General features: G+C 68.2%; 21 protein-coding genes and 1 pseudogene. 17 read left to right on the plus strand and 5 right to left on the minus strand.

All coding sequences use genetic code 11. The features are described from left to right. Positions 1–51: 51 nt before the first annotated feature. Together BEMPMBAN_RS05345 and BEMPMBAN_RS05350 are read right to left on the minus strand one after the other, a co-directional pair. Positions 52–305 (minus strand): annotated as a pseudogene (locus BEMPMBAN_RS05345) (SDR family NAD(P)-dependent oxidoreductase); the annotation flags it as partial. 84 nt (positions 306–389) lie between these two features. Next, complete coding sequence (locus BEMPMBAN_RS05350) at positions 390–998, minus strand: hypothetical protein (RefSeq protein ID WP_159229352.1); 609 nt, start codon at positions 996–998, stop codon at positions 390–392. Between the two features lie 49 nt (positions 999–1,047). Here BEMPMBAN_RS05350 and BEMPMBAN_RS05355 point away from each other — a divergent pair, with 49 nt between their 5' ends. The 4 genes from BEMPMBAN_RS05355 (at position 1,048) to BEMPMBAN_RS05370 (ending at position 4,264) form a co-directional block, all read left to right on the plus strand. After that, positions 1,048–1,890 (plus strand): DUF3097 domain-containing protein, encoded by an 843-nt coding sequence (locus tag BEMPMBAN_RS05355; protein WP_159229353.1) that lies wholly within the window; start codon positions 1,048–1,050, stop codon positions 1,888–1,890. 20 nt (positions 1,891–1,910) lie between these two features. Next, a complete protein-coding gene (locus tag BEMPMBAN_RS05360; RefSeq protein WP_159229354.1) occupies positions 1,911–3,248 on the plus strand; it encodes a replication-associated recombination protein A in 1,338 nt (445 codons plus the stop codon). Positions 3,249–3,431: 183 nt separating this feature from the next. Continuing rightward, positions 3,432–3,794, plus strand: coding sequence for an ArsR/SmtB family transcription factor (locus BEMPMBAN_RS05365; protein ID WP_159229355.1), 363 nt, complete (start codon positions 3,432–3,434; stop codon positions 3,792–3,794). Then, positions 3,791–4,264, plus strand: coding sequence for an SRPBCC family protein (locus BEMPMBAN_RS05370; RefSeq protein ID WP_159229356.1), 474 nt, complete (start codon positions 3,791–3,793; stop codon positions 4,262–4,264). The genes BEMPMBAN_RS05365 and BEMPMBAN_RS05370 overlap by 4 nt, the downstream gene beginning before the upstream one ends. Positions 4,265–4,329: 65 nt before the next feature. On the opposite strand, the gene BEMPMBAN_RS05375 is transcribed toward BEMPMBAN_RS05370, so the two are convergent. Next, positions 4,330–4,614, minus strand: coding sequence for a GlsB/YeaQ/YmgE family stress response membrane protein (locus BEMPMBAN_RS05375; protein ID WP_159229357.1), 285 nt, complete (start codon positions 4,612–4,614; stop codon positions 4,330–4,332). A 97-nt stretch (positions 4,615–4,711) separates the two neighbouring features. Here BEMPMBAN_RS05375 and BEMPMBAN_RS05380 point away from each other — a divergent pair, with 97 nt between their 5' ends. The 9 genes from BEMPMBAN_RS05380 (at position 4,712) to aroB (ending at position 14,099) form a co-directional block, all read left to right on the plus strand. After that, a complete protein-coding gene (locus BEMPMBAN_RS05380) occupies positions 4,712–5,128 on the plus strand; it encodes a secondary thiamine-phosphate synthase enzyme YjbQ (RefSeq protein WP_159229358.1) in 417 nt (138 codons plus the stop codon). A 101-nt stretch (positions 5,129–5,229) separates the two neighbouring features. Continuing rightward, entirely contained in the window at positions 5,230–7,923 is a 2,694-nt protein-coding gene (alaS, locus tag BEMPMBAN_RS05385) for an alanine--tRNA ligase (RefSeq protein ID WP_159229359.1), read from the plus strand. Positions 7,924–7,926: 3 nt separating this feature from the next. Then, positions 7,927–8,463 carry a Holliday junction resolvase RuvX gene (ruvX, locus tag BEMPMBAN_RS05390; protein ID WP_159229360.1) on the plus strand — a complete coding sequence of 179 codons (537 nt, stop codon included), beginning with the start codon at positions 7,927–7,929 and terminating at the stop codon, positions 8,461–8,463. Next, the gene (gene mltG, locus BEMPMBAN_RS05395; protein ID WP_159229361.1) at positions 8,456–9,703 is read left to right on the plus strand and encodes an endolytic transglycosylase MltG; all 1,248 of its coding nucleotides are present in this window, start codon (positions 8,456–8,458) and stop codon (positions 9,701–9,703) included. Before ruvX ends, mltG begins: the two co-directional genes overlap by 8 nt. 92 nt (positions 9,704–9,795) lie before the next feature. Beyond that, entirely contained in the window at positions 9,796–10,602 is an 807-nt protein-coding gene (locus BEMPMBAN_RS05400; RefSeq protein WP_159229362.1) for a shikimate dehydrogenase, read from the plus strand. 48 nt (positions 10,603–10,650) lie between these two features. Next, complete coding sequence (locus BEMPMBAN_RS05405) at positions 10,651–11,091, plus strand: prepilin peptidase (protein WP_159229363.1); 441 nt, start codon at positions 10,651–10,653, stop codon at positions 11,089–11,091. 49 nt (positions 11,092–11,140) lie between these two features. Further along, positions 11,141–12,352, plus strand: a complete 1,212-nt coding sequence (gene aroC, locus BEMPMBAN_RS05410; RefSeq protein ID WP_159229364.1) for a chorismate synthase — start codon at positions 11,141–11,143, stop codon at positions 12,350–12,352. Next, positions 12,352–13,023, plus strand: coding sequence for a shikimate kinase (locus tag BEMPMBAN_RS05415; protein WP_159229365.1), 672 nt, complete (start codon positions 12,352–12,354; stop codon positions 13,021–13,023). Before aroC ends, BEMPMBAN_RS05415 begins: the two co-directional genes overlap by 1 nt. After that, positions 13,020–14,099, plus strand: coding sequence for a 3-dehydroquinate synthase (gene aroB, locus BEMPMBAN_RS05420; RefSeq protein ID WP_159229366.1), 1,080 nt, complete (start codon positions 13,020–13,022; stop codon positions 14,097–14,099). The genes BEMPMBAN_RS05415 and aroB overlap by 4 nt, the downstream gene beginning before the upstream one ends. Here aroB and BEMPMBAN_RS05425 read toward each other — a convergent pair. After that, the gene (locus BEMPMBAN_RS05425) at positions 14,096–14,689 is read right to left on the minus strand and encodes a B-4DMT family transporter (RefSeq protein WP_159229367.1); all 594 of its coding nucleotides are present in this window, start codon (positions 14,687–14,689) and stop codon (positions 14,096–14,098) included. The two genes, aroB and BEMPMBAN_RS05425, sit on opposite strands and share 4 nt — an antisense overlap. A 33-nt stretch (positions 14,690–14,722) precedes the next feature. Here BEMPMBAN_RS05425 and BEMPMBAN_RS05430 point away from each other — a divergent pair, with 33 nt between their 5' ends. Genes BEMPMBAN_RS05430 through BEMPMBAN_RS05445 form a run of 4 tightly spaced genes read left to right on the plus strand, consistent with a single transcriptional unit; the run spans position 14,723 to position 17,500 of the window. Then, on the plus strand, positions 14,723–15,820 hold the full coding sequence (locus BEMPMBAN_RS05430; protein ID WP_159229368.1) for an aminopeptidase P family protein: 1,098 nt from the start codon (positions 14,723–14,725) through the stop codon (positions 15,818–15,820). Between the two features lie 21 nt (positions 15,821–15,841). Further along, positions 15,842–16,405, plus strand: a complete 564-nt coding sequence (gene efp / locus BEMPMBAN_RS05435) for an elongation factor P (RefSeq protein WP_159229369.1) — start codon at positions 15,842–15,844, stop codon at positions 16,403–16,405. A 57-nt stretch (positions 16,406–16,462) separates the two neighbouring features. Next, positions 16,463–16,954, plus strand: a complete 492-nt coding sequence (nusB, locus tag BEMPMBAN_RS05440; protein ID WP_159229370.1) for a transcription antitermination factor NusB — start codon at positions 16,463–16,465, stop codon at positions 16,952–16,954. After that, a complete protein-coding gene (locus tag BEMPMBAN_RS05445; protein ID WP_159229371.1) occupies positions 16,955–17,500 on the plus strand; it encodes a hypothetical protein in 546 nt (181 codons plus the stop codon). On the opposite strand, the gene BEMPMBAN_RS05450 is transcribed toward BEMPMBAN_RS05445, so the two are convergent. Next, positions 17,501–18,703, minus strand: a complete 1,203-nt coding sequence (locus BEMPMBAN_RS05450; protein WP_159229372.1) for an FAD-dependent monooxygenase — start codon at positions 18,701–18,703, stop codon at positions 17,501–17,503. It abuts the gene before it with no gap. Positions 18,704–18,875: the final 172 nt, after the last annotated feature.

An 18,875-nucleotide genomic window follows, 5' to 3' on the forward strand; every position in this document is an offset into this window, starting at 1 on the left:
CGTACCGGTCTCGCGGTGGCCGTAACAGAGCCGAAAGACCCTGGGCCGTTGCTAGTTTTCGCCCATCAGCTTGTGCATCATCCGGTGAGCGCCGATGACCACTCTGGCCCGGTCCGGATCGTTGCGCCGTGCCACATCTCCCGCGTTGGCGCCGGCGACGAACACCGGACCGTGCGGGAGTTGTCGAGTCCCTCCTTCGCGACGTCAGCAGGATCGGCGACGCGCATCCCGGGCACGTCGATGTTCAGGCCGCTCCATCTCCGGGTTCGGGTCACCCCGAGTACCAGCTCCAGCACGTGCACGTCGCGTAGTGCTGCGATCACGAGATTCAGGCCAGCGGCGGAGAGGAGTCGGGCGAGCTCCGCGCGGAAAACGGTGAGATCACCAGGTCATCCTTTCACCGACCGGGCGGCCCGATGCCGCGGATCGTCCGCACCCAGGAACGCCCGGCCCCGGGGTGACAACCGGTAACCGACGTCGAGGCTGATCGTCAGCCCCAAGCTTTTGAGTTGACGGACCCGGCGTTTGAAGCGCGGCACATCAACCCCGAGGTCCGCCGCCAGGTCGGGCGCCCGGCGCGCCTCGTTGGCGCCGATGAGCTCCAGGTAGCCGCGTGTCCACGGGTCGGTCGCGGCGTCCCAACGGTCCAGGCGGGCGGCGATCTGCGCGACGTCGTCCTCCGACAGCGTCTCGGCAGCCGCCAGCCCGGGGCGCTCGTCCGGAGCCAGGTAGGACACGTCGATCACATAGGTGTGCGCCGCTCGGCGGCGGTCGAGCTCTGCCTGCGCGGCCTTCGCGTCGGGGTAGCCGGCAGCGTGGGCCTGCGCAGTGGACACCCGGTAGCTCGCGGGGTACTCGGTGACCCGGTCGATGCGGATCGTTCCGACCGGGGTGCGCTGGGTGCCACCCGGTTTGACGCGCGGCGCATCCCAGCGCCGCAGCACCACCGTGACGCGGCCGTCTGCGATTCCTTGCGCGGTGGCCCGATTGAGCAACACGCGGTGATGGTAGACCGCCGCCGGCGGCGCTTGTCCCTACGATCACCGGGTGGCTGATCGTTATGGTTCCGACATCCTGGCCGACAATCCGCACCGCGCCCGCAGGCCCCGGTCCACCGAGCAACCGGTGCAGATCGGCATGGTCGTCGAGGACGCGCAAACGGGTTTCGTCGGTGCCGTGGTGCGGGTCGAGTACGGACGGATGCAACTCGAGGATCGGCACGGCCGTACCAAACCGTTCCCGGTCGGGCCCGGATATCTGATCGACGGCAAGCCGGTCATCCTCACCGCGCCCAAGAGAAAGGCGCCGACAGAGCCGACCCGCACCGCGTCGGGCTCTGTTGCAGTGGCCGGCGCGCGGGCGAAGGTGGCACTGGACAGCCGCATCTATGTCGAAGGCCGCCACGATGCGGAGTTGGTCGAGCAGGTGTGGGGCGAGGACCTGCGCATCGAGGGCGTCGTGGTCGAGTATCTCGGCGGGGTGGACGATCTGGCAGGCATCGTCGCGGAGTTCCGTCCCGGGCCGGGGCGGCGGCTGGGGGTACTGGTCGACCACCTGGTCCCGGGAAGCAAGGAGGCGCGGATCGCGGACGGGGTCCGTCGCGGTCCGGGTGGGCCCGACACGCTTGTGGTGGGCCATCCCTACATCGACATCTGGCAGGCCGTGAAACCGGCCCGGCTGGGAATGGCGACGTGGCCGACGATCCCGAAAGGTCAGGACTGGAAGCACGGCATCTGCGGGGCACTGGGTTGGCCGCACAACGACCAGGCCGATATCGCCACGGCGTGGCGGCGGATTCGCGGCCGCGTGCGGGACTGGACCGACCTCGAGCCCGAGTTGATCGGCCGGGTGGAGGAACTGATCGACTTCGTGACCCAACCCGCGCAGTGAGGCCGTGGTAAGCAGAAGGCGTGTCCGACAGTCTGTTCGATGTGCCCGGCCGGGNGGCCGACGCCGGCGCTGCCGACCCGCTCGGCGGAGGGGCGTCGTCGCCACTTGCGGTGCGGATGCGTCCGGCATCGCTCGACGAGGTCGTAGGACAGGAGCACCTGCTCAAACCGAACTCTCCGCTGCGCCGGTTGGTCGAAGGTTCCGGCGCGGCGTCGGTGATCCTGTACGGCCCCCCGGGCACCGGCAAGACGACGCTGGCCTCGTTGATCTCACAGGCGACCGGCCGCCGATTCGAAGCGCTGTCGGCGTTGTCCGCGGGGGTCAAGGAGGTCCGGGCGGTCATCGAGACGGCCCGTGTCGGCGCCATCCGAGGTGGGCAGACGGTGCTCTTCATCGACGAGGTGCACCGGTTTTCCAAGACTCAGCAGGACGCGCTGCTGTCCGCGGTGGAGAACCGAGTGGTGCTGCTCGTTGCCGCCACCACCGAGAACCCGTCGTTTTCCGTGGTGGCTCCGCTGTTGAGCCGTTCGTTGATCCTGCAACTGCAGCCGCTGACCGCCGAAGGTATCGCCACGGTGATCCGTCGTGCCATCAACGACGAGCGCGGACTGGGTGGGCGGGTCCGGGTCGCCGATGACGCGGTCGAGCTGTTGGTGCAACTGTCCGCCGGTGATGCGCGCCGCGCACTCACCGCGCTGGAGGTGGCCGCCGAAACGGGTGACGAGGTGACCGTCGACATCATCGAGCAGTCGCTGGACCGGGCGGCGGTGCGCTACGACCGCGACGGCGACCAGCACTACGACGTCGTCAGCGCGTTCATCAAGTCGATCCGGGGTTCCGACGTCGACGCAGCACTGCACTATCTGGCCCGCATGCTGGTGGCGGGGGAGGACCCGCGGTTCGTGGCCCGGCGCCTGGTGATCCTCGCGAGCGAGGACATCGGGATGGCCGATCCGTCGGCGCTGCAGACCGCTGTCGCCGCGGCCCACACGGTGCAGTTGATCGGCATGCCGGAAGCGCAACTGACGCTGGCGCACGCCACTGTCCACCTGGCGTCGGCGCCGAAGTCGAACGCTGTGACGACGGCGCTGGGTGCGGCGATGGCCGATATCCGGGCGGGCAAGGCCGGACTGGTGCCCGCCCATCTGCGCGACGGGCACTATTCGGGGGCGTCGAAACTCGGCAATGCCATCGGCTACCGGTACTCGCACGACGACCCGGACGGGGTGGTGGCACAGCAGTATCCGCCGGACGAACTGGTGGGCGTGGACTACTACCGACCCACCACGCGCGGCGTCGAGCGGGAGATCTCCACCAGGCTGGAGAAGCTGCGCGCCATCATCCGCCGAAAGCGCTGACCGCAGAAGCCAGGCAGTGGCTCGCGGAAGCCCGCGGATATCGAAATCCGACTTTCGCAGGCGCGCACCCGCACGTTCCCTGCAAAAGTCGGCTCTCGCCGGACCGACCCCTTGACGACCGATGGCGGCTGACCTACCTTCTTAATCAATCAAATGGTTGATCAAGAAGGAGGTTGATTATTGGTGAACGGCGGAGACGCCGAGGTCCGGCTGGATCGAGCGTTCACGGCACTCGCAGATCCCGTGCGCCGCGCGATGGTCGCGCGGCTGTCGCGGGGGCCTGCGACGGTCAACGAGCTGGCAGAGCCGTTCGCCATCACCAAACAGGCGGTGTCCAAACACATTCAGGTGCTCGAGCACGCCGGTCTGGTCACTCGGACCCGGGACGCCCAGCGTCGACCGGTTCACCTCGAGGCAGCCGCCCTCGAGGAGTTGACCTCGTGGATAGACGGCTACCGGCTCGACGCCGAACGCAACTACCGCCGGCTGGATGCGCTGCTGGGGCAGCTTCCGCCGGAGAGCGAAACGAAAGGAAAGACACGATGACGAACGCACTCGCCCTGGTGGCACCGGTGGACACCTTGGCCATGGAGTTCACCCGCGACTTCGACGCGCCGGTGGCGGTGCTGTTCCGTGCCCACGCCGAACCGGAGCTGGTCAAGCGGTGGCTCGGTCCACATGGGCTCGAGATGGCCATCACGGAGTGGGAGTTCCGAAGCCACGGCGGTTATCGCTACTCGCACGCAGACGAACACGGGGAGTACGCCTTCAACGGCACCTTCCACACCGTGCGGGAGAACGAATTCATCTTGCAGACCTTCGAATTCGACGGCGCGCCCGACATGGTCAACATCGAGTACCTGTGGTTCGAGGATCTCGGCGGCGGGCGTTCCCGGCTGCGCGGCCGCTCGATCTGCCCCAACGTCGAAGCACGCGACGCGTTGCTCTCGTCCGGCATGGAGGGAGGCATGACCGAAGGCTACGAGAAGCTCGACCGGTTGCTGGCAGATCTCTAGTGCTGAACAGGTGATCCCGGCCGGTCGGGGCTCCAGCCGGGATCACGTGGGGTGTGCTCGCGTGGCTACCGCGTGACTTCTGAACGCTTACGGCCCATCAGCCCGGACACCAACGCCACGCCGATCACGGCGACGATGACCTGTACGAGAAGTTCGAGCCAATCCACGCCGCTGGTTGCCGTGGGGATGCCGAGGGCGCCGGCCAGCGCGGTGCCGAGCAGGGCCGAGACGATGCCGACCGCGATCGTGATCAGGATGCCGATTTTCTGCTTGCCCGGGAGCACCAGTCGGGCGAGAGCACCGACAATGGCGCCGATCAGGATTGCGGTGATGATGCCGGTGATGGTCATGTTCTCCTCCGAGGCTTCGGTTGCGGCAGAAGTACCCTCGCCGGATCGGCGATAAACGCCCGCGTCAATCAGTGGGTGGGCTCGTAGGCTGAAACGGATGAAGACCGAAGTGCTCGACATCGACACCTCCGACCGCCGCGTCGTCGACCTGACCACCGCGGTGCAGACGTTCTGCGCATCCCAGGATCAGGGCTCGGGCGGGTTGTGCAACGTCTTCGTCCCGCACGCGACAGCGGGCCTGGCGATCATCGAGACCGGCGCCGGCTCCGACGACGATCTGATCGACGCGCTGCAGCGGTTGCTGCCTCGAGACGACCGCTATCGGCACGCGCACGGGGCCCCGGGCCACGGCGCCGACCACGTGCTCCCCGGCCTGGTGTCCCCGTCGGTGACGGTGCCGGTGGCCGACGGGCAGCCATTGCTGGGCACCTGGCAGAGCATCGTGCTGGTGGATCTGAACTCCGACAACCCCCGTCGGTCGGTCCGGCTGAGCTTCGTGAAGGCATCGTCGTGAAGGCGTAGCGGAGGCGACCGGTACTGTGGGGCGTCGAGTATTCGCAGGTGACGGCCAATCCGCTGGTCGGCTCCACTGACTAGGACTGAGGACAGAAGCACGTGCAGACACACGAGATCAGGAAGCGGTTCCTTGATCATTTCGTGAACGCGGGCCATACCGAGGTGCCCAGCGCTTCGGTGATACTCGACGATCCCAACCTGTTGTTCGTCAACGCCGGCATGGTCCAGTTCGTCCCGTTCTTTCTCGGTCAGCGCACGCCGCCGTGGGACCGCGCGACCAGTGTCCAGAAGTGCATCCGTACCCCGGACATCGACGAGGTGGGCATCACCACCCGGCACAACACGTTCTTCCAGATGGCAGGCAACTTCTCCTTCGGCGACTACTTCAAGGCCGGCGCCATCGAGTTGGCGTGGACATTGCTGACCAACCCGGTGGGCCAGGGTGGCTACGGATTCGACCCCGAACGGCTCTGGGCGACGGTCTATCTGGACGATGACGAGGCGGCCGCGCTGTGGCAGGACATCGCCGGGCTGCCGCCGGACCGGATCCAGCGCCGGGGGATGGCCGACAACTACTGGTCGATGGGCATCCCCGGGCCCTGCGGCCCGTCGTCGGAGATCTACTACGACCGCGGGCCCGAGTACGGGATCGAAGGCGGTCCGGAAGCCAACGAGGACCGCTACATCGAGATCTGGAACCTCGTGTTCATGCAGAACGAACGTGGCGAGGGCACCTCGAAGGACGACTTCGAGATCCTCGGTCCACTGCCGCGTAAGAACATCGACACCGGCATGGGGGTCGAGCGGGTCGCCTGTCTGCTGCAGGGCGTGGACAACGTCTACGAGACCGACCTGCTCCGCCCGGCCATCGACCTGATGGCTGCGCGTGCGCCCCGCGGATACAGCCAGGGCAACCACGGCGACGACGTGCGCTACCGGATCATCGCCGACCACAGCCGCACCGCCGCGATCATCATCAGCGACGGCGTCAGCCCCGGCAACGAGGGCCGCGGCTATGTGCTGCGCCGGTTGTTGCGCCGCATCATCCGCGCCGCGAAACTGCTCGGTGTCGACGACCCCGTGATGGCCGACCTGATGACGGTGGTGCGCGATGCCATGGGTCCGTCGTACCCGGAACTGGTCGGCGATTTCGACCGCATCCAGCGCATCGCAGTGGCCGAGGAGACCGCCTTCAACCGCACGCTGGCCTCGGGCTCGCGGTTGTTCGACGACGCGGCGCGGGCCACCAAGGCCTCCGGTACCGACGTGCTGTCGGGCACCGACGCGTTCACGTTGCACGACACCTACGGCTTCCCGATCGAACTGACGCTGGAGATGGCGGCCGAGGCCGATCTGCGAGTCGACGAGGAGGGCTTCCGCGGCCTGATGGCCGAGCAGCGCAGGCGGGCCAAAGCAGACGCGGCAGCCCGCAAACAGGCGCACGCCGACCTGTCGGCTTACCGCGACCTCGTCGACGCCGGGCCCACGCAGTTCACCGGCTTCGACGAATTGTCCACCGAGGCGAGGATTCTCGGAATCTTCGTGGACGGCAAGCGGGTGCCGGTGGTGGCGCACGAGCCGGGCACCTCTGAGTCGCGGGTCGAGTTCATCCTCGATCGCACGCCGTTCTATGCCGAATCGGGCGGCCAGATCGCCGACGAGGGCAGCATCGGCGGGACCGGCGCGTCGGAGACCGCGCGCGCGGCCGTCACCGACGTCCAGAAGATCGCCAAGACCCTGTGGGCGCATCGTGTCACCGTCGAGTCGGGCGAGTTCGTCGAGGGTGACACCATCGTCGCCGCCGTCGATCCGCGCTGGCGTCACGGAGCGACCCAGGGGCACTCCGGAACGCACATGGTCCACGCCGCGCTGCGCCAGGTGCTGGGGCCCAACGCCGTGCAGGCGGGCTCGCTGAACCGTCCCGGTTACCTGCGCTTCGACTTCAACTGGCAGGGGGCGCTGACCGACGACCAGCGCACGCAGATAGAAGAGGTCACCAACGAGGCCGTCGAGGCCGATTTCGAGGTGCACAGCTTCATCACCGATCTGGAACGGGCCAAGGCGATGGGCGCGATGGCGCTGTTCGGTGAGGCCTACCCCGACGAGGTGCGGGTCGTGGAGATCGGTGGGCCGTTCTCGTTGGAACTGTGCGGCGGCACCCACGTTCGCAATTCCGCACAGATCGGGCCGGTGACGATCCTCGGCGAGTCGTCGGTCGGGTCCGGTGTCCGGCGCGTCGAGGCCTATGTCGGACTCGATTCGTTCCGCCATCTGGCCAAGGAGCGCGCGCTGATGGCTGGTCTGGCGTCGACGCTGAAGGTGCCCTCGGACGAGGTGCCCGGCCGAGTGGCGAACCTTGTGGAGCGGTTGCGCGCCGCGGAGAAGGAACTCGACCGGCTGCGGATGGCCAACGCGCGCGCCGCCGCGGCGAATGCAGCCGCCGGCGCCGAGGAGATCGGTAAGGTCCGGGTCGTGGCGCAGCGGATGGCCGGCGGAATGTCGGCGGGCGACCTGCGCTCACTCGTCGGCGACGTCCGCGGCAAACTCGGCAGCGGTCCGGCCGTCGTGGCCCTGCTGGCCGAGGGTGACGACGACGCGGTGCCGTACGTGGTGGCGGTCAACCCCGCGGCGCAGGACCTCGGTCTGCGCGCCGACGAACTGGTCAAACAGTTGGGCGCCGCGCTAAACGGACGCGGTGGGGGCAAAGCAGATCTGGCCCAGGGGTCCGGAAAGGGGGCAGCGGGTATCGACGCGGCTCTGGCGGCGATACGCGCAGAGATCGCTCGGAGATAGCCGGTGGATCACCCCGACGACCCCGCACACCAGGACCGTCTGCCCGACCGACCGGGGGACCCGAACTCGTCCCCGGACCCGGGCCGCGGCCGGCGGCTCGGTGTCGACGTCGGCAGCGTTCGGATCGGAGTGGCGGTCAGCGACCCCGACGGGATCCTGGCGACGCCGGTGGAGACGATTGCCCGTGACCGCCGCTCGGACAAGCACCTGCGACGGCTGAGACGCCTAGTCGACGAACATCAGGCGGTCGAAGTGGTCGTGGGTCTGCCGCGAACGCTGGCCGACCGTGCAGGCTCGTCGGCGCACGATGCCGTCGAACTCGCCGATCGGCTCGCCGACCAGATCTCACCGGTTCCGGTACGGCTGGCCGACGAGCGGTTCACCACAGTGACCGCCCAGCGGTCCCTGCGCGAGGCAGGGGTACGCGCCAAGGGGCAACGTTCGATGATCGATCAGGTGGCGGCGGTGGGGATTCTGCAGAACTGGCTGGACCAGCGGCGGGCGGCGCTGACCGCACACGGAGAGGTCGGGGATGGTTGACGATTGGCGAAGCGAACGAGCCGAGCCCGTCGCGGTGGGACCGCCACGGCGTCGACGCACCCGCCGCGACCGCATGCAGGAAGCCCGGGTGCAGCGCAGGCGACGCGTCGCCGCAGTGGCGGCGCTGACGATGCTCGTCGTGGTGGTGGTCGTCGCGGTGTTCCTCGGTTCGAAGATGTGGAACTCGCTGTTCGGCGGCTCGAGCGGCGACTACGCCGGTGACGGCGTGAACGACGTGGTGATCCAGGTGCACGAAGGCGACTCGACCACCGCGATCGGTGACACGCTGCAGGACCAGAACGTCGTGGCGACGTCCGAGGCCTTTGTCAACGCGGCGTCGGGCAATCCCGCCATCGCGGCGATTCAACCGGGCTTCTACAAGGTCCGCACTGAGATCCCCGCGGCCAACGCCGTCGACCGCCTTGCCGATCCGGCCAACCGGGTCGGCAGGCTGGTGATCCCCGAAGGCCGCCAGCTCGACGACATCAGCGACGTCGGGACCAACGCTGTCACCGAGGGCATCTTCACGCTGATCTCCAACGCCTCGTGTGTGGACCTCGATGGTGACCGTGCCTGCGTGTCCGTCGACGATCTGCGCGACATCGCCAGTTCCGCCGCCCCGGCGGCACTCGCGGTTCCCGAATGGGCGATCGGCAGCATCGATGCACTCGGTTCCGATCACCGGCGGCTGGAGGGTCTGATCGCCCCTGGCACCTGGAACATCGACCCGTCGGCCGAGGCGCAGGACATCCTGGCGACGCTGATCGCCGCCAGCGCCGCGCAGTATGAACAGAGCGGATTGCTCAACACCGCCACCGCGCTGGGTATTTCGCCGTACGAGGTGCTCACGGTGGCGTCGCTGGTGCAGCGCGAGGCGCTGCCGCAGGACTTCTCCAAGGTGGCCCGGGTGATCTACAACCGGCTGGCCGAGCAGCGCACGCTGGAATTCGATTCGACGGTGAACTACCCGCTGGACCGGGTCGAGGTGGCGACCACCGACGGAGACCGCGGACGCGCGACTCCGTGGAACACCTATGTGCGGCCCGGGCTGCCGATCACACCGATCTGCTCACCGGGCCTGCCCGCCCTCGTTGCGGCCGAACAGCCCGAACCGGGGGACTGGCTGTACTTCGTGACGGTCGACATGCAGGGCACCACGTTGTTCACCCGCGAGTACGAGCAGCACCTCGCCAACATCGAAGTGGCGATACGCAACGGCGTCCTCGATTCGGCGCGATGAGCGCTTGCGCGAAGAGCAGACAGAGCCGATGAGCGCTTGCGCGAAGAGCAGACAGAGCCGATGAGCGCTTGCGCGAAGAGCAGACAGAGCCGATGAGCGGACGGCGGGCAGCCGTGCTGGGCTCCCCGATCGCGCATTCACGTTCTCCGCTGCTGCACCTGGCGGCCTACCGGGCGCTGGGTCTGGACGACTGGACCTACGACCGCATCGAGTGCACCGGTGAGCAACTGCCCGGCCTGGTGGGCGGATTCGGACCGGAATGGGTCGGGGTGTCGGTGACGATGCCGGGCAAATTCGCCGCGCTGGAGTTCGCCGACGACGCCACCGCTCGGGCCAGGACGGTCGGCTCGGCCAACACCCTGGTGCGCTCGGCTGCCGGCTGGCATGCCGACAACACCGACGTCGACGGGGTGGTGGGAGCGCTGTCCGGGGTACCCTCCTGCGACCGCGCGATGGTGGTGGGATCGGGTGGCACCGCACCGGCGGTGATCGTCGGCCTCGTCGAGCTCGGCGCCCGACACATCACGGTGGCCGCGCGTAACGCCGGGAAGGCCGCGCCACTGGTCGAACTCGCGGCCCGCTGCGGCGTGGGGGCCCGCTGGTGTGATGTCGGCGACGCGCAGTTGGTCGACGTCGTCGCCGGCGTCGACGTCGTGGTGAACACGATCCCCGCCGACGCGGTCGCGCCCTACGCCCCGGCGCTGTCACGGACGCCGGTGTTGCTCGACGCGATCTACGACCCATGGCCCACCCCACTGGCCGTGGCGGTCCAGGCGGCCGGCGGCCAGGTGATCAGCGGCCTGCAGATGCTGCTGCACCAGGCGTTCACGCAGGTCGAGCAGTTCACCGGGCTGCCCGCGCCCAAAGAGGCGATGCGGGCGGCGCTCGCCGGGGCCTGAGCCTTTTTGGTGCGACGGACCGTCCGGCGGCGGCCCTAGCCTGGACAGGTGGGGCAGGCGTGGGAGGCGCTGGCTGTCGCCGGTGCGGCGGCTTGGCTGGTGGCGTTGAGTTGGTTTGATGTCCGGCAGCGCAGGCTTCCCAATGCGCTGACGCTTCCCGGCGCGGCGACGATCCTGGTCGCGGCCGTGCTCGCCGGGCATGGAACGGCGGCGGCTGCGGGGGCGGCGGTGATGTTCGCTGTCTACGCGGCAGTGCACCTGGCTGCGCCACAGGCGATGGGTGCCGGCGACGTGAAGCTTTCGATCGGGCTCGGTGCCCTCACCGGGTCGTTCGGTGTCCACGTGTGGCTGGTGGCCGTCCTCGGGGCGTCGGCTCTGACCGTCCTGCTGGGGTTGGCCGCGTTGATCCGCGGTGACCGGGCGCCGCTGCCGCACGGGCCGTCGATGTGTGCCGCCGCCGGGGCCGCGGTGACCCTGGCCCTGCTGTAGCCCTCGCGCAGTTTCGGGGCGGCGCCGCCGTCGTGCGAAAATGGGACCCGTGTTGCGATGGACGACTGCAGGCGAATCCCACGGCCGCGCGTTGGTGGCCATGGTCGAGGGCATGGTGGCCGGTGTCCAGGTGACCTCACAGGACATTGCGGGGCAGTTGGCCCGCAGACGACTCGGCTACGGCCGGGGCGCGCGGATGAAGTTCGAGCAGGACCAGATCACCCTGCTCGCGGGGCTGCGCCACGGCCTCACCCTCGGCGGGCCGATCGCCATCGAGATCGGCAACACCGAATGGCCGAAATGGGAGACGGTGATGGCGCCCGACCCTGTTGATGCCGCGGTGCTCGCCGACAGCGCCGCCCGCAACGCGCCGCTGACCAGGCCACGGCCCGGCCACGCCGACTACGCAGGCATGCTCAAGTACGGCTTCGACGACGCCCGTCCGGTGCTGGAACGTGCCAGCGCCCGCGAGACCGCGGCCCGGGTCGCCGCGGGTACCGTCGCCCGCGCCTTCCTGCAGCAGGCACTCGGTGTCGAGGTTGTCTCCCACGTCATCTCCATCGGTGCGTCCCAGCCGTACGACGGTCCACCGCCACAGGCCGCCGACCTGGCGGCGATCGACGACAGCCCGGTGCGCGCCTTCGACGAATCCAGCGAGGCGTCGATGATCGCGGAGATCGAGGCCGCGAAAAAAGACGGTGACACCCTGGGCGGCGTGGTCGAGGTGGTGGTCCACGGCCTGCCCGTCGGACTCGGTTCTTTCACCAGCGGGGACAACCGTCTCGACAGTCAGTTGGCCGGCGCCGTCATGGGCATCCAGGCCATCAAGGGTGTGGAGATCGGTGACGGTTTCGAGACGGCGCGCCGGCGCGGCAGCGTCGCCCACGACGAGATGTATCCCGGCGCCGACGGCGTGATGCGGTCCACCAACCGTGCCGGCGGCCTCGAAGGGGGCATGACCAACGGCCAGCCCGTGCGGGTGCGCGCGGCGATGAAGCCGATCTCCACCGTGCCCCGCGCACTCGCCACCGTCGATATGGCGACCGGTGACGAAGCCGTCGCCATCCACCAGCGCTCGGACGTGTGTGCGGTGCCCGCGGCCGGGGTCGTCGTCGAAACGATGGTCGCACTGGTGTTGGCGCGGGCCGCGCTGGAGAAGTTCGGCGGCGACTCGCTGGCGGAGACACGCGCCAACATCGAGACCTACCTGCGGGCGCTGGCCGATCGCGAACCGACCGTCGCCGTGCGGGCATCGGGCTGATGGCGCCCAAAGTGGTTCTGATCGGGCTTCCCGGGTCGGGTAAGTCCACGATCGGCCGCCGGCTGGCCAAGACATTGGACGTCGCGTTGCTCGACACCGATGCGGCGATCGAGCAGACCACCGGCCGCACCATCGCCGACATCTTCGGTACCGACGGGGAAGCCGAGTTCCGCCGGATCGAGGAGCGTGTCATCCGCGACGCCCTGGCCACCCATGAGGGTGTGCTGTCACTGGGCGGTGGTGCGGTGACCAGTGCAGGCGTGCGCGAAGCCCTGGCCGGACACACCGTGATCTATCTCGAGATCAGCGCTGCCGAGGGCGTGCGTCGCACCGGGGGGACGACCGTGCGGCCGTTGCTGGCCGGCCCCGATCGCAGCGAGAAGTTCAAAGCCCTGATGGCAGAGCGTGTTCCGCTGTACCGGCAGGTGGCAACGCTGCGGGTGAACACCAACCACCGGAACCCGGGAGCAGTGGTGCGTTACATCGTCGCCAAACTGCAGGACCCGGATTCTCCCAAGCCCAAACCGGAGCGTCGTCGCCGGCGTCCGTCATGGCGTCGCGCCCCGCTGTCGTTGAGTGCGCCACCGTCGACGGAGGCACCTCCGAGCCCTGCAACCGTCGCAGCCAGGAAGGCCGGCGGCTCCTCCTGTTCCAGAAAGGACGTTCCGTGACTGAGCCGGTGACGGTTGAGGTCCGCACAGATCCGCCGTACCCGGTGCTCATCGGGACCGGCCTTCTCGGTGACCTGGCGCGCATCCTCGGTGGCAGGTACAAGGTGGCGATCCTGCACCAGCCGGTGCTGGCGCAGACCGCCGAGGCGGTCCGGGAGCACCTGTCGGACAAGGGGATCGACGCCCACCGGATCGAGATTCCCGACGCCGAGGCCGGCAAGGAGTTGCCGGTGCTCGGGTTCATCTGGGAAGTGCTCGGACGCATCGGCGTCGGGCGCAAGGACGCGATTGTCAGCCTGGGCGGGGGAGCGGCCACCGATGTCGCCGGTTTCGCCGCGGCGACGTGGCTGCGGGGCATCGACGTCGTCCACATCCCGACCACCCTGCTCGGCATGGTTGACGCCGCGGTGGGGGGTAAGACCGGAATCAACACCGACGCGGGCAAGAACCTGGTGGGCGCCTTCCACCAGCCCGCGGCGGTGCTGATCGACCTGGCCACGCTGGAAACACTGCCGCGCAACGAGATCGTGGCGGGGATGGCGGAGATCGTGAAGGCCGGTTTCATCGCCGACCCGACGATCCTCGACCTCATCGAGGCCGACCCCGAGCTTGCCCTCGATCCCGGCGGGACGGTGTTGCCGGAACTGATCAGGCGTGCGGTGGCCGTCAAAGCCGAGGTGGTCGCGGCCGACGAGAAGGAATCGCAGCTGCGCGAGATCCTCAACTACGGGCACACCCTGGCCCACGCGATCGAACGCCGCGAGCGGTATCAGTGGCGGCACGGCGCCGCGGTGTCGGTGGGGCTGGTGTTCGCCGCCGAACTGGGCCGGCTGGCAGGTCGGCTCGACGATGCCACCGCCGAACGGCACCGCGCCATTCTCGGTTCGCTCGGCCTGCCGGTCAGCTACGACGCCGACGCGCTACCGCAGTTGCTGGAGGCGATGGTCGGCGACAAGAAGACCCGCGCCGGGGTGCTGCGTTTTGTGGTGCTCGACGGTCTGGCCAAGCCGGGCCGACTGGAAGGCCCCGATCCCTCGCTGCTTGCCGCCGCCTACGCCGAGGTGGCCCGGACCTAGTCGCGCCTGGTGTCGTCGTCGGCGACGGCGACCGGCGATGTCTGCTGGTCGGCCTCGGTCGCGGTGGACTGGGGCCGGTAGTCGGCGTCGGAGCGGTCGTCGCGCACGGCGGCGAACACGTCGGTGTCGGCGCGGTCGTCGTCGCTCTCCCGGCGACGCCCCTGCTGGGGAGCTTTGCGGTCGACGAGCCAGTGGCCGAGCGCAACGCCGACGATGGCGCAGATGAACACCAGCAGCGCGGTGAACGCCGCAAAGGTGGTGATCTCGTTGATCAGGCCCTCGACGTACAGGTTCTGGTAGAACACGCCGATGAACCAGGCCACCGCGCCGCTGACCACGCCAGCGAACAGGCCGGCCAGCAGCCATGTCATCGCGAGATCCGGGCGCCGGTCGGGATCAGGGTTGGCGCGGGCGTCGGACCGGCCGTCGGCGTAGCCCCACACCAGCGCGACGACGGCGAACAGGATGACCAGCGTCAGGCTGATCAAACCGGCCTTGGTCTCCCACGCGTTGATCATCGCTCCCTGCAGTAACCGAACGATCACCATCAGGGCGGCGAACACCAGTCCGCGCAGCAACCACTTACTCATGAGGCATCACCTTAGCGAGTAGCGTCACCGCCTGTGACTATTTCTCAGCGTCGCGACCGGTTGCGCCAACGGCTGGCGGCCGCGGAACTTGATGCCCTGCTGGTGTCAGACCTGGTCAACGTCCGATATCTGTCGGGATTCACCGGTTCGAATGCCGCCCTGCTGATCCTCGCCGAGGACGAAACGCCGGTACTGGCCACCGATGGGCGCTATCGCACCCAGGCCGCCCAACAGGCACCCGATGCCCAGGTCGTGATCGAGCGGGCGTGTGGACCGCATCTGGTCGGCCGGGCGGCCGAGTCGGGCACGGTACGAACCCTGGGCTTCGAAAGCCACGTCGTCACCGTCGACGGGTTCGGCGCACTGACCCGGGCCGCCGGCGAGCACTGCGAGTTGGTGAGCGCCGCCGGGATGGTCGAGAGTCTGCGGGAAGTCAAGGACGCCGGCGAGATCGCGCTGCTGCGGTTGGCGTGCGAAGCGGCGGACGCGGCGCTGAAAGACCTGGTGGAGCGCGGTGGCCTGCGTCCGGGTCGCACCGAGAAGGACGTCAGGCGCGACCTGGAGGCGCTGATGCTCGACCACGGTGCCGACGGGGCGTCGTTCGAGACGATCGTCGCGACCGGGTCGAACTCGGCGATCCCGCACCACCGGCCCACCGACGCGGTGCTGGCCGCCGGTGACTTCGTCAAGATCGACTTCGGCGCGCTGGTGTGTGGTTACCACTCGGACATGACCCGCACATTTGTGCTGTCACCGATCGCCCAGTGGCAACACGACATCTACGACCTGGTCCTCGCCGCGCAGCGGGCCGGGCGGGAGGCGCTCGCCCCTGGCATCGCGCTCAGTGCCGTCGACGCGGCATCACGGGCGGTCATCAGCGATGCCGGGTACGCCGAGAACTTCGGGCACGGCCTCGGGCACGGCGTCGGGCTGCAGATCCATGAAGCGCCGGGAATCAACGCCTCGGCCGCCGGTACACTGCTTGCTGGCTCCGCCGTGACCGTGGAGCCAGGTGTCTATCTGCCCGACCGTGGCGGTGTCCGAATCGAGGACACGTTGGTCGTGGGCAGTGACTCCCATAAGACCCCCGACTTGCTGACCCGGTTCCCCAAGGAACTGGCGATCCTCTGATAGCTAGGAGAACAACCCACCGTGGCATCGACCGCAGACTTCAAGAACGGGCTCGTCCTGCAGATCGACGGCCAGCTCTGGCAGATTGTCGAGTTCCAGCACGTGAAGCCGGGTAAGGGACCGGCCTTTGTGCGGACCAAGCTGAAGAACGTCATCTCCGGCAAGGTCGTCGACAAGACCTACAACGCCGGGGTGAAGGTGGAGACGGCGACGGTGGACCGTCGGGACGCGACCTACCTGTACCGCGACGGGTCCGACTTCGTGTTCATGGACAGTGAGGATTTCGAGCAGCATCCGCTGCCGGAGTCACTGGTCGGCCGGGCCGCCGGGTTCCTGCTGGAGAGCATGCCGGTGCAGATCGCTTTCCACGACGGCGTGGCGCTGTACCTCGAACTGCCGGTGACGGTGGAACTGCTGGTCGCGTCCACCGAGCCGGGCCTGCAGGGCGACCGGTCCAGCGCGGGCACCAAGCCGGCGACGCTGGAGACAGGCGCCGAGATCCAGGTTCCGCTGTTCATCAACACCGGCGACAAGCTCAAGGTCGATTCCCGCGACGGCAGCTACCTGGGAAGGGTCAATGCCTGACACCCGCGCGAGCGAAGCGACGCGGAGTGCCCCCGCCGAGCGCAGCGGAGGGACGGGGTGAGTGACCGGAAAGGTGACCGGGGCCGGCACCAGGCCCGCAAACGCGCCATTGACCTCCTGTTCGAGGCGGAGGCCCGGGGGCTCACCCCCGCGGAGGTTGCGGAGTCGCGAAACGCGTTGGCGCAAAGTCAGTCCGACGAAGTATCACCGTTGAACCCGTACACGGTGACCGTTGCGCGCGGTGTGACCGAACACCAGGCGCACGTCGACGACCTGATCTCGGCGCACCTGCAGGGTTGGTCGCTGGAACGACTGCCCGCGGTCGATCGAGCCATCCTGCGCGTCGCGGTGTGGGAATTGCTGCACGCCGACGATGTCCCCGAACCGGTGGCGGTCGACGAGGCCGTCGAGCTGGCCAAGCAGCTGTCCACCGATGACTCACCCGGCTTCGTCAACGGACTGCTCGGGCAGGTCATGCTGGTGACGCCGCAGATTCGTGCCGCTGCCGCCGCGGTGCAGGGTGGTCGAGAAGGCAGTCTCGAGTCCTAGATGGCACCACCACAGGACTGGGCTCCCTACACCAGCGTCAGCGAGGCGGCGAGGGTGTATCTGCGTGACCCGGACCTGGCGTTGGACCAGTTGCGTTCTGTCGTGGAACCGGCGGCGATCAGGTCGTTTGTCATGTCGCGCGGGTTCACCGAGAGGGTGTGGGGCGAGGCGCTGTGGCAGGAGGTGCTCGCCACCGACGGCCACCGACTGATCATGTGGCGTGCTGACGACGACGTGTCCGGTCCGCGCGACGCCGACGAGCCGCACCGCGTCCTGATGGCGTCGGTGCGGTCGATCCTGTTGTCCACGGTGACCGACCAGGTTCTGTCCACTGAGTACGAGGTGCTCGGCGACGGCACCCGGCGACTGTCCGAGGTGAAGTTGCGGATCTACACCCAACTGGTCACCAGATCGCGGCAGAAGTCGGCGACCGAAACCGACATCTACTGCGAGTCTTTCCGTTTCGTGAAGTCGGTCGACAACGGAGGTTTGGCGCAGATGCAGCGGCTGCTCCAATTCGGCAGGGTGCTGTCCCGCTCGATGTAGTCAGTACTCCGGCAGTGTGATCGAATCCGCGCTGCCGAACCAAAGCCGGGCGGCGATCGGGCGAAACGGCCAACGCTGCATCCACTTCATCGCTGCGGCGTTGACGGCGATGTCCCTCTCGGTCATCGGGGCGAAACGATCGATGGTGTTGGGCAGATCCTGACAGGTGTCGACATAAGGCCGCATCACTGTCTGGTATCTGCCGAGTGCTGCATCGATGCCCTCGCTGTCGAGGTCCTCGGCCGCGCCGAGTTCGCCTGCCAGCACGTAGGCACCGACCAGTGCGAGGCTGGTGCCCATGCCCGATAGCGGAGATGCGCAGTAGCCGGCGTCGCCCACCAGTGCCACCCGGCCTGCGGACCAGGCACGCATGTGCACCTGTGCGAGAGAATCGAAGTAGAAGTCGTCGGCCTCTTGCGCCGCCGCCAAGAGCGAGTCGCACTGCCACCCCTTGCCTGCAAACCGTTCGACCAGGATTGCGCGTTGGGCATCGATGTCGCGTCGGTCGTAGGACAGCGGCTCCGACTGGAATGCCAGCCCCGCCTTGGCGATCGACGGGTCATGTGACGGTCGCATGGAAGCGTTGAGGCCGCCGGGGGCTTGGTAGAGCAGGTACCACCCGTCCAGTCCTACGGTGTCAGGTGCAGAGAACCACGCGTTGTAGCCGCCGATCGGCCTGACGAAATGCTCCTCCGGCCCGAACGCCAACTGCCGCACCCCGGAATGCGGACCATCGGCACCGATCACCAAATCTGCGACCAGGTGCGACCCGTCGGACATCGTGACGTGCACGCCGTCAGGGTTCTGCGTGAGATCAGAAATTCTTGTGCCAAAACGGTAGTCGGCATGGTTACTGGTGGCCTCGTACAGCCCCGAGACGAGGTCGCCACGCAGGATTTCGAGCTTGGATACCGGGCCGCGACCACCGAACGCCGTCACCGGCATCTCGGCACGTCGGCTGCCATCCGATCGCACCCACGCGGCGCCGCGTTGGTCCAGTGCGTGGGACTGCATCACGCCCATCAGCCCCATCTTCGCGATCACATCCCCGCCTGCACCGCGCAGATCTACGGTCTGACCGCCCGGTCGAATCCCCGGGGCAATCTCGGTGACGATGACTCGATAGCCGTTTCGGGTCAGCCAGAAAGCAAGCGACGGTCCGGCGATACCGGCGCCGCTGACGAGCACAGTCGGGGCGGCCATACTCCGAAGTTAGTGCGCCAGTCGAACTCCCGTCGGCACTCCGCGATTAGGCGGCGTCGAAGGTGACGAGGTCGATGCTGAGTTGGCCTTCGATGAGGCTGAGTCGTCGGCGTACTGGTGGTCCGGGTAGTGGTGGGGCGGTGGAGTGGTAGACCGCGCCGGTGGGGGTGCG

The sequence above is a fragment of the Mycolicibacterium austroafricanum genome (genome assembly GCF_902705885.1).
Classification (GTDB): Bacteria; Actinomycetota; Actinomycetes; order Mycobacteriales; family Mycobacteriaceae; genus Mycobacterium; species Mycobacterium vanbaalenii_A.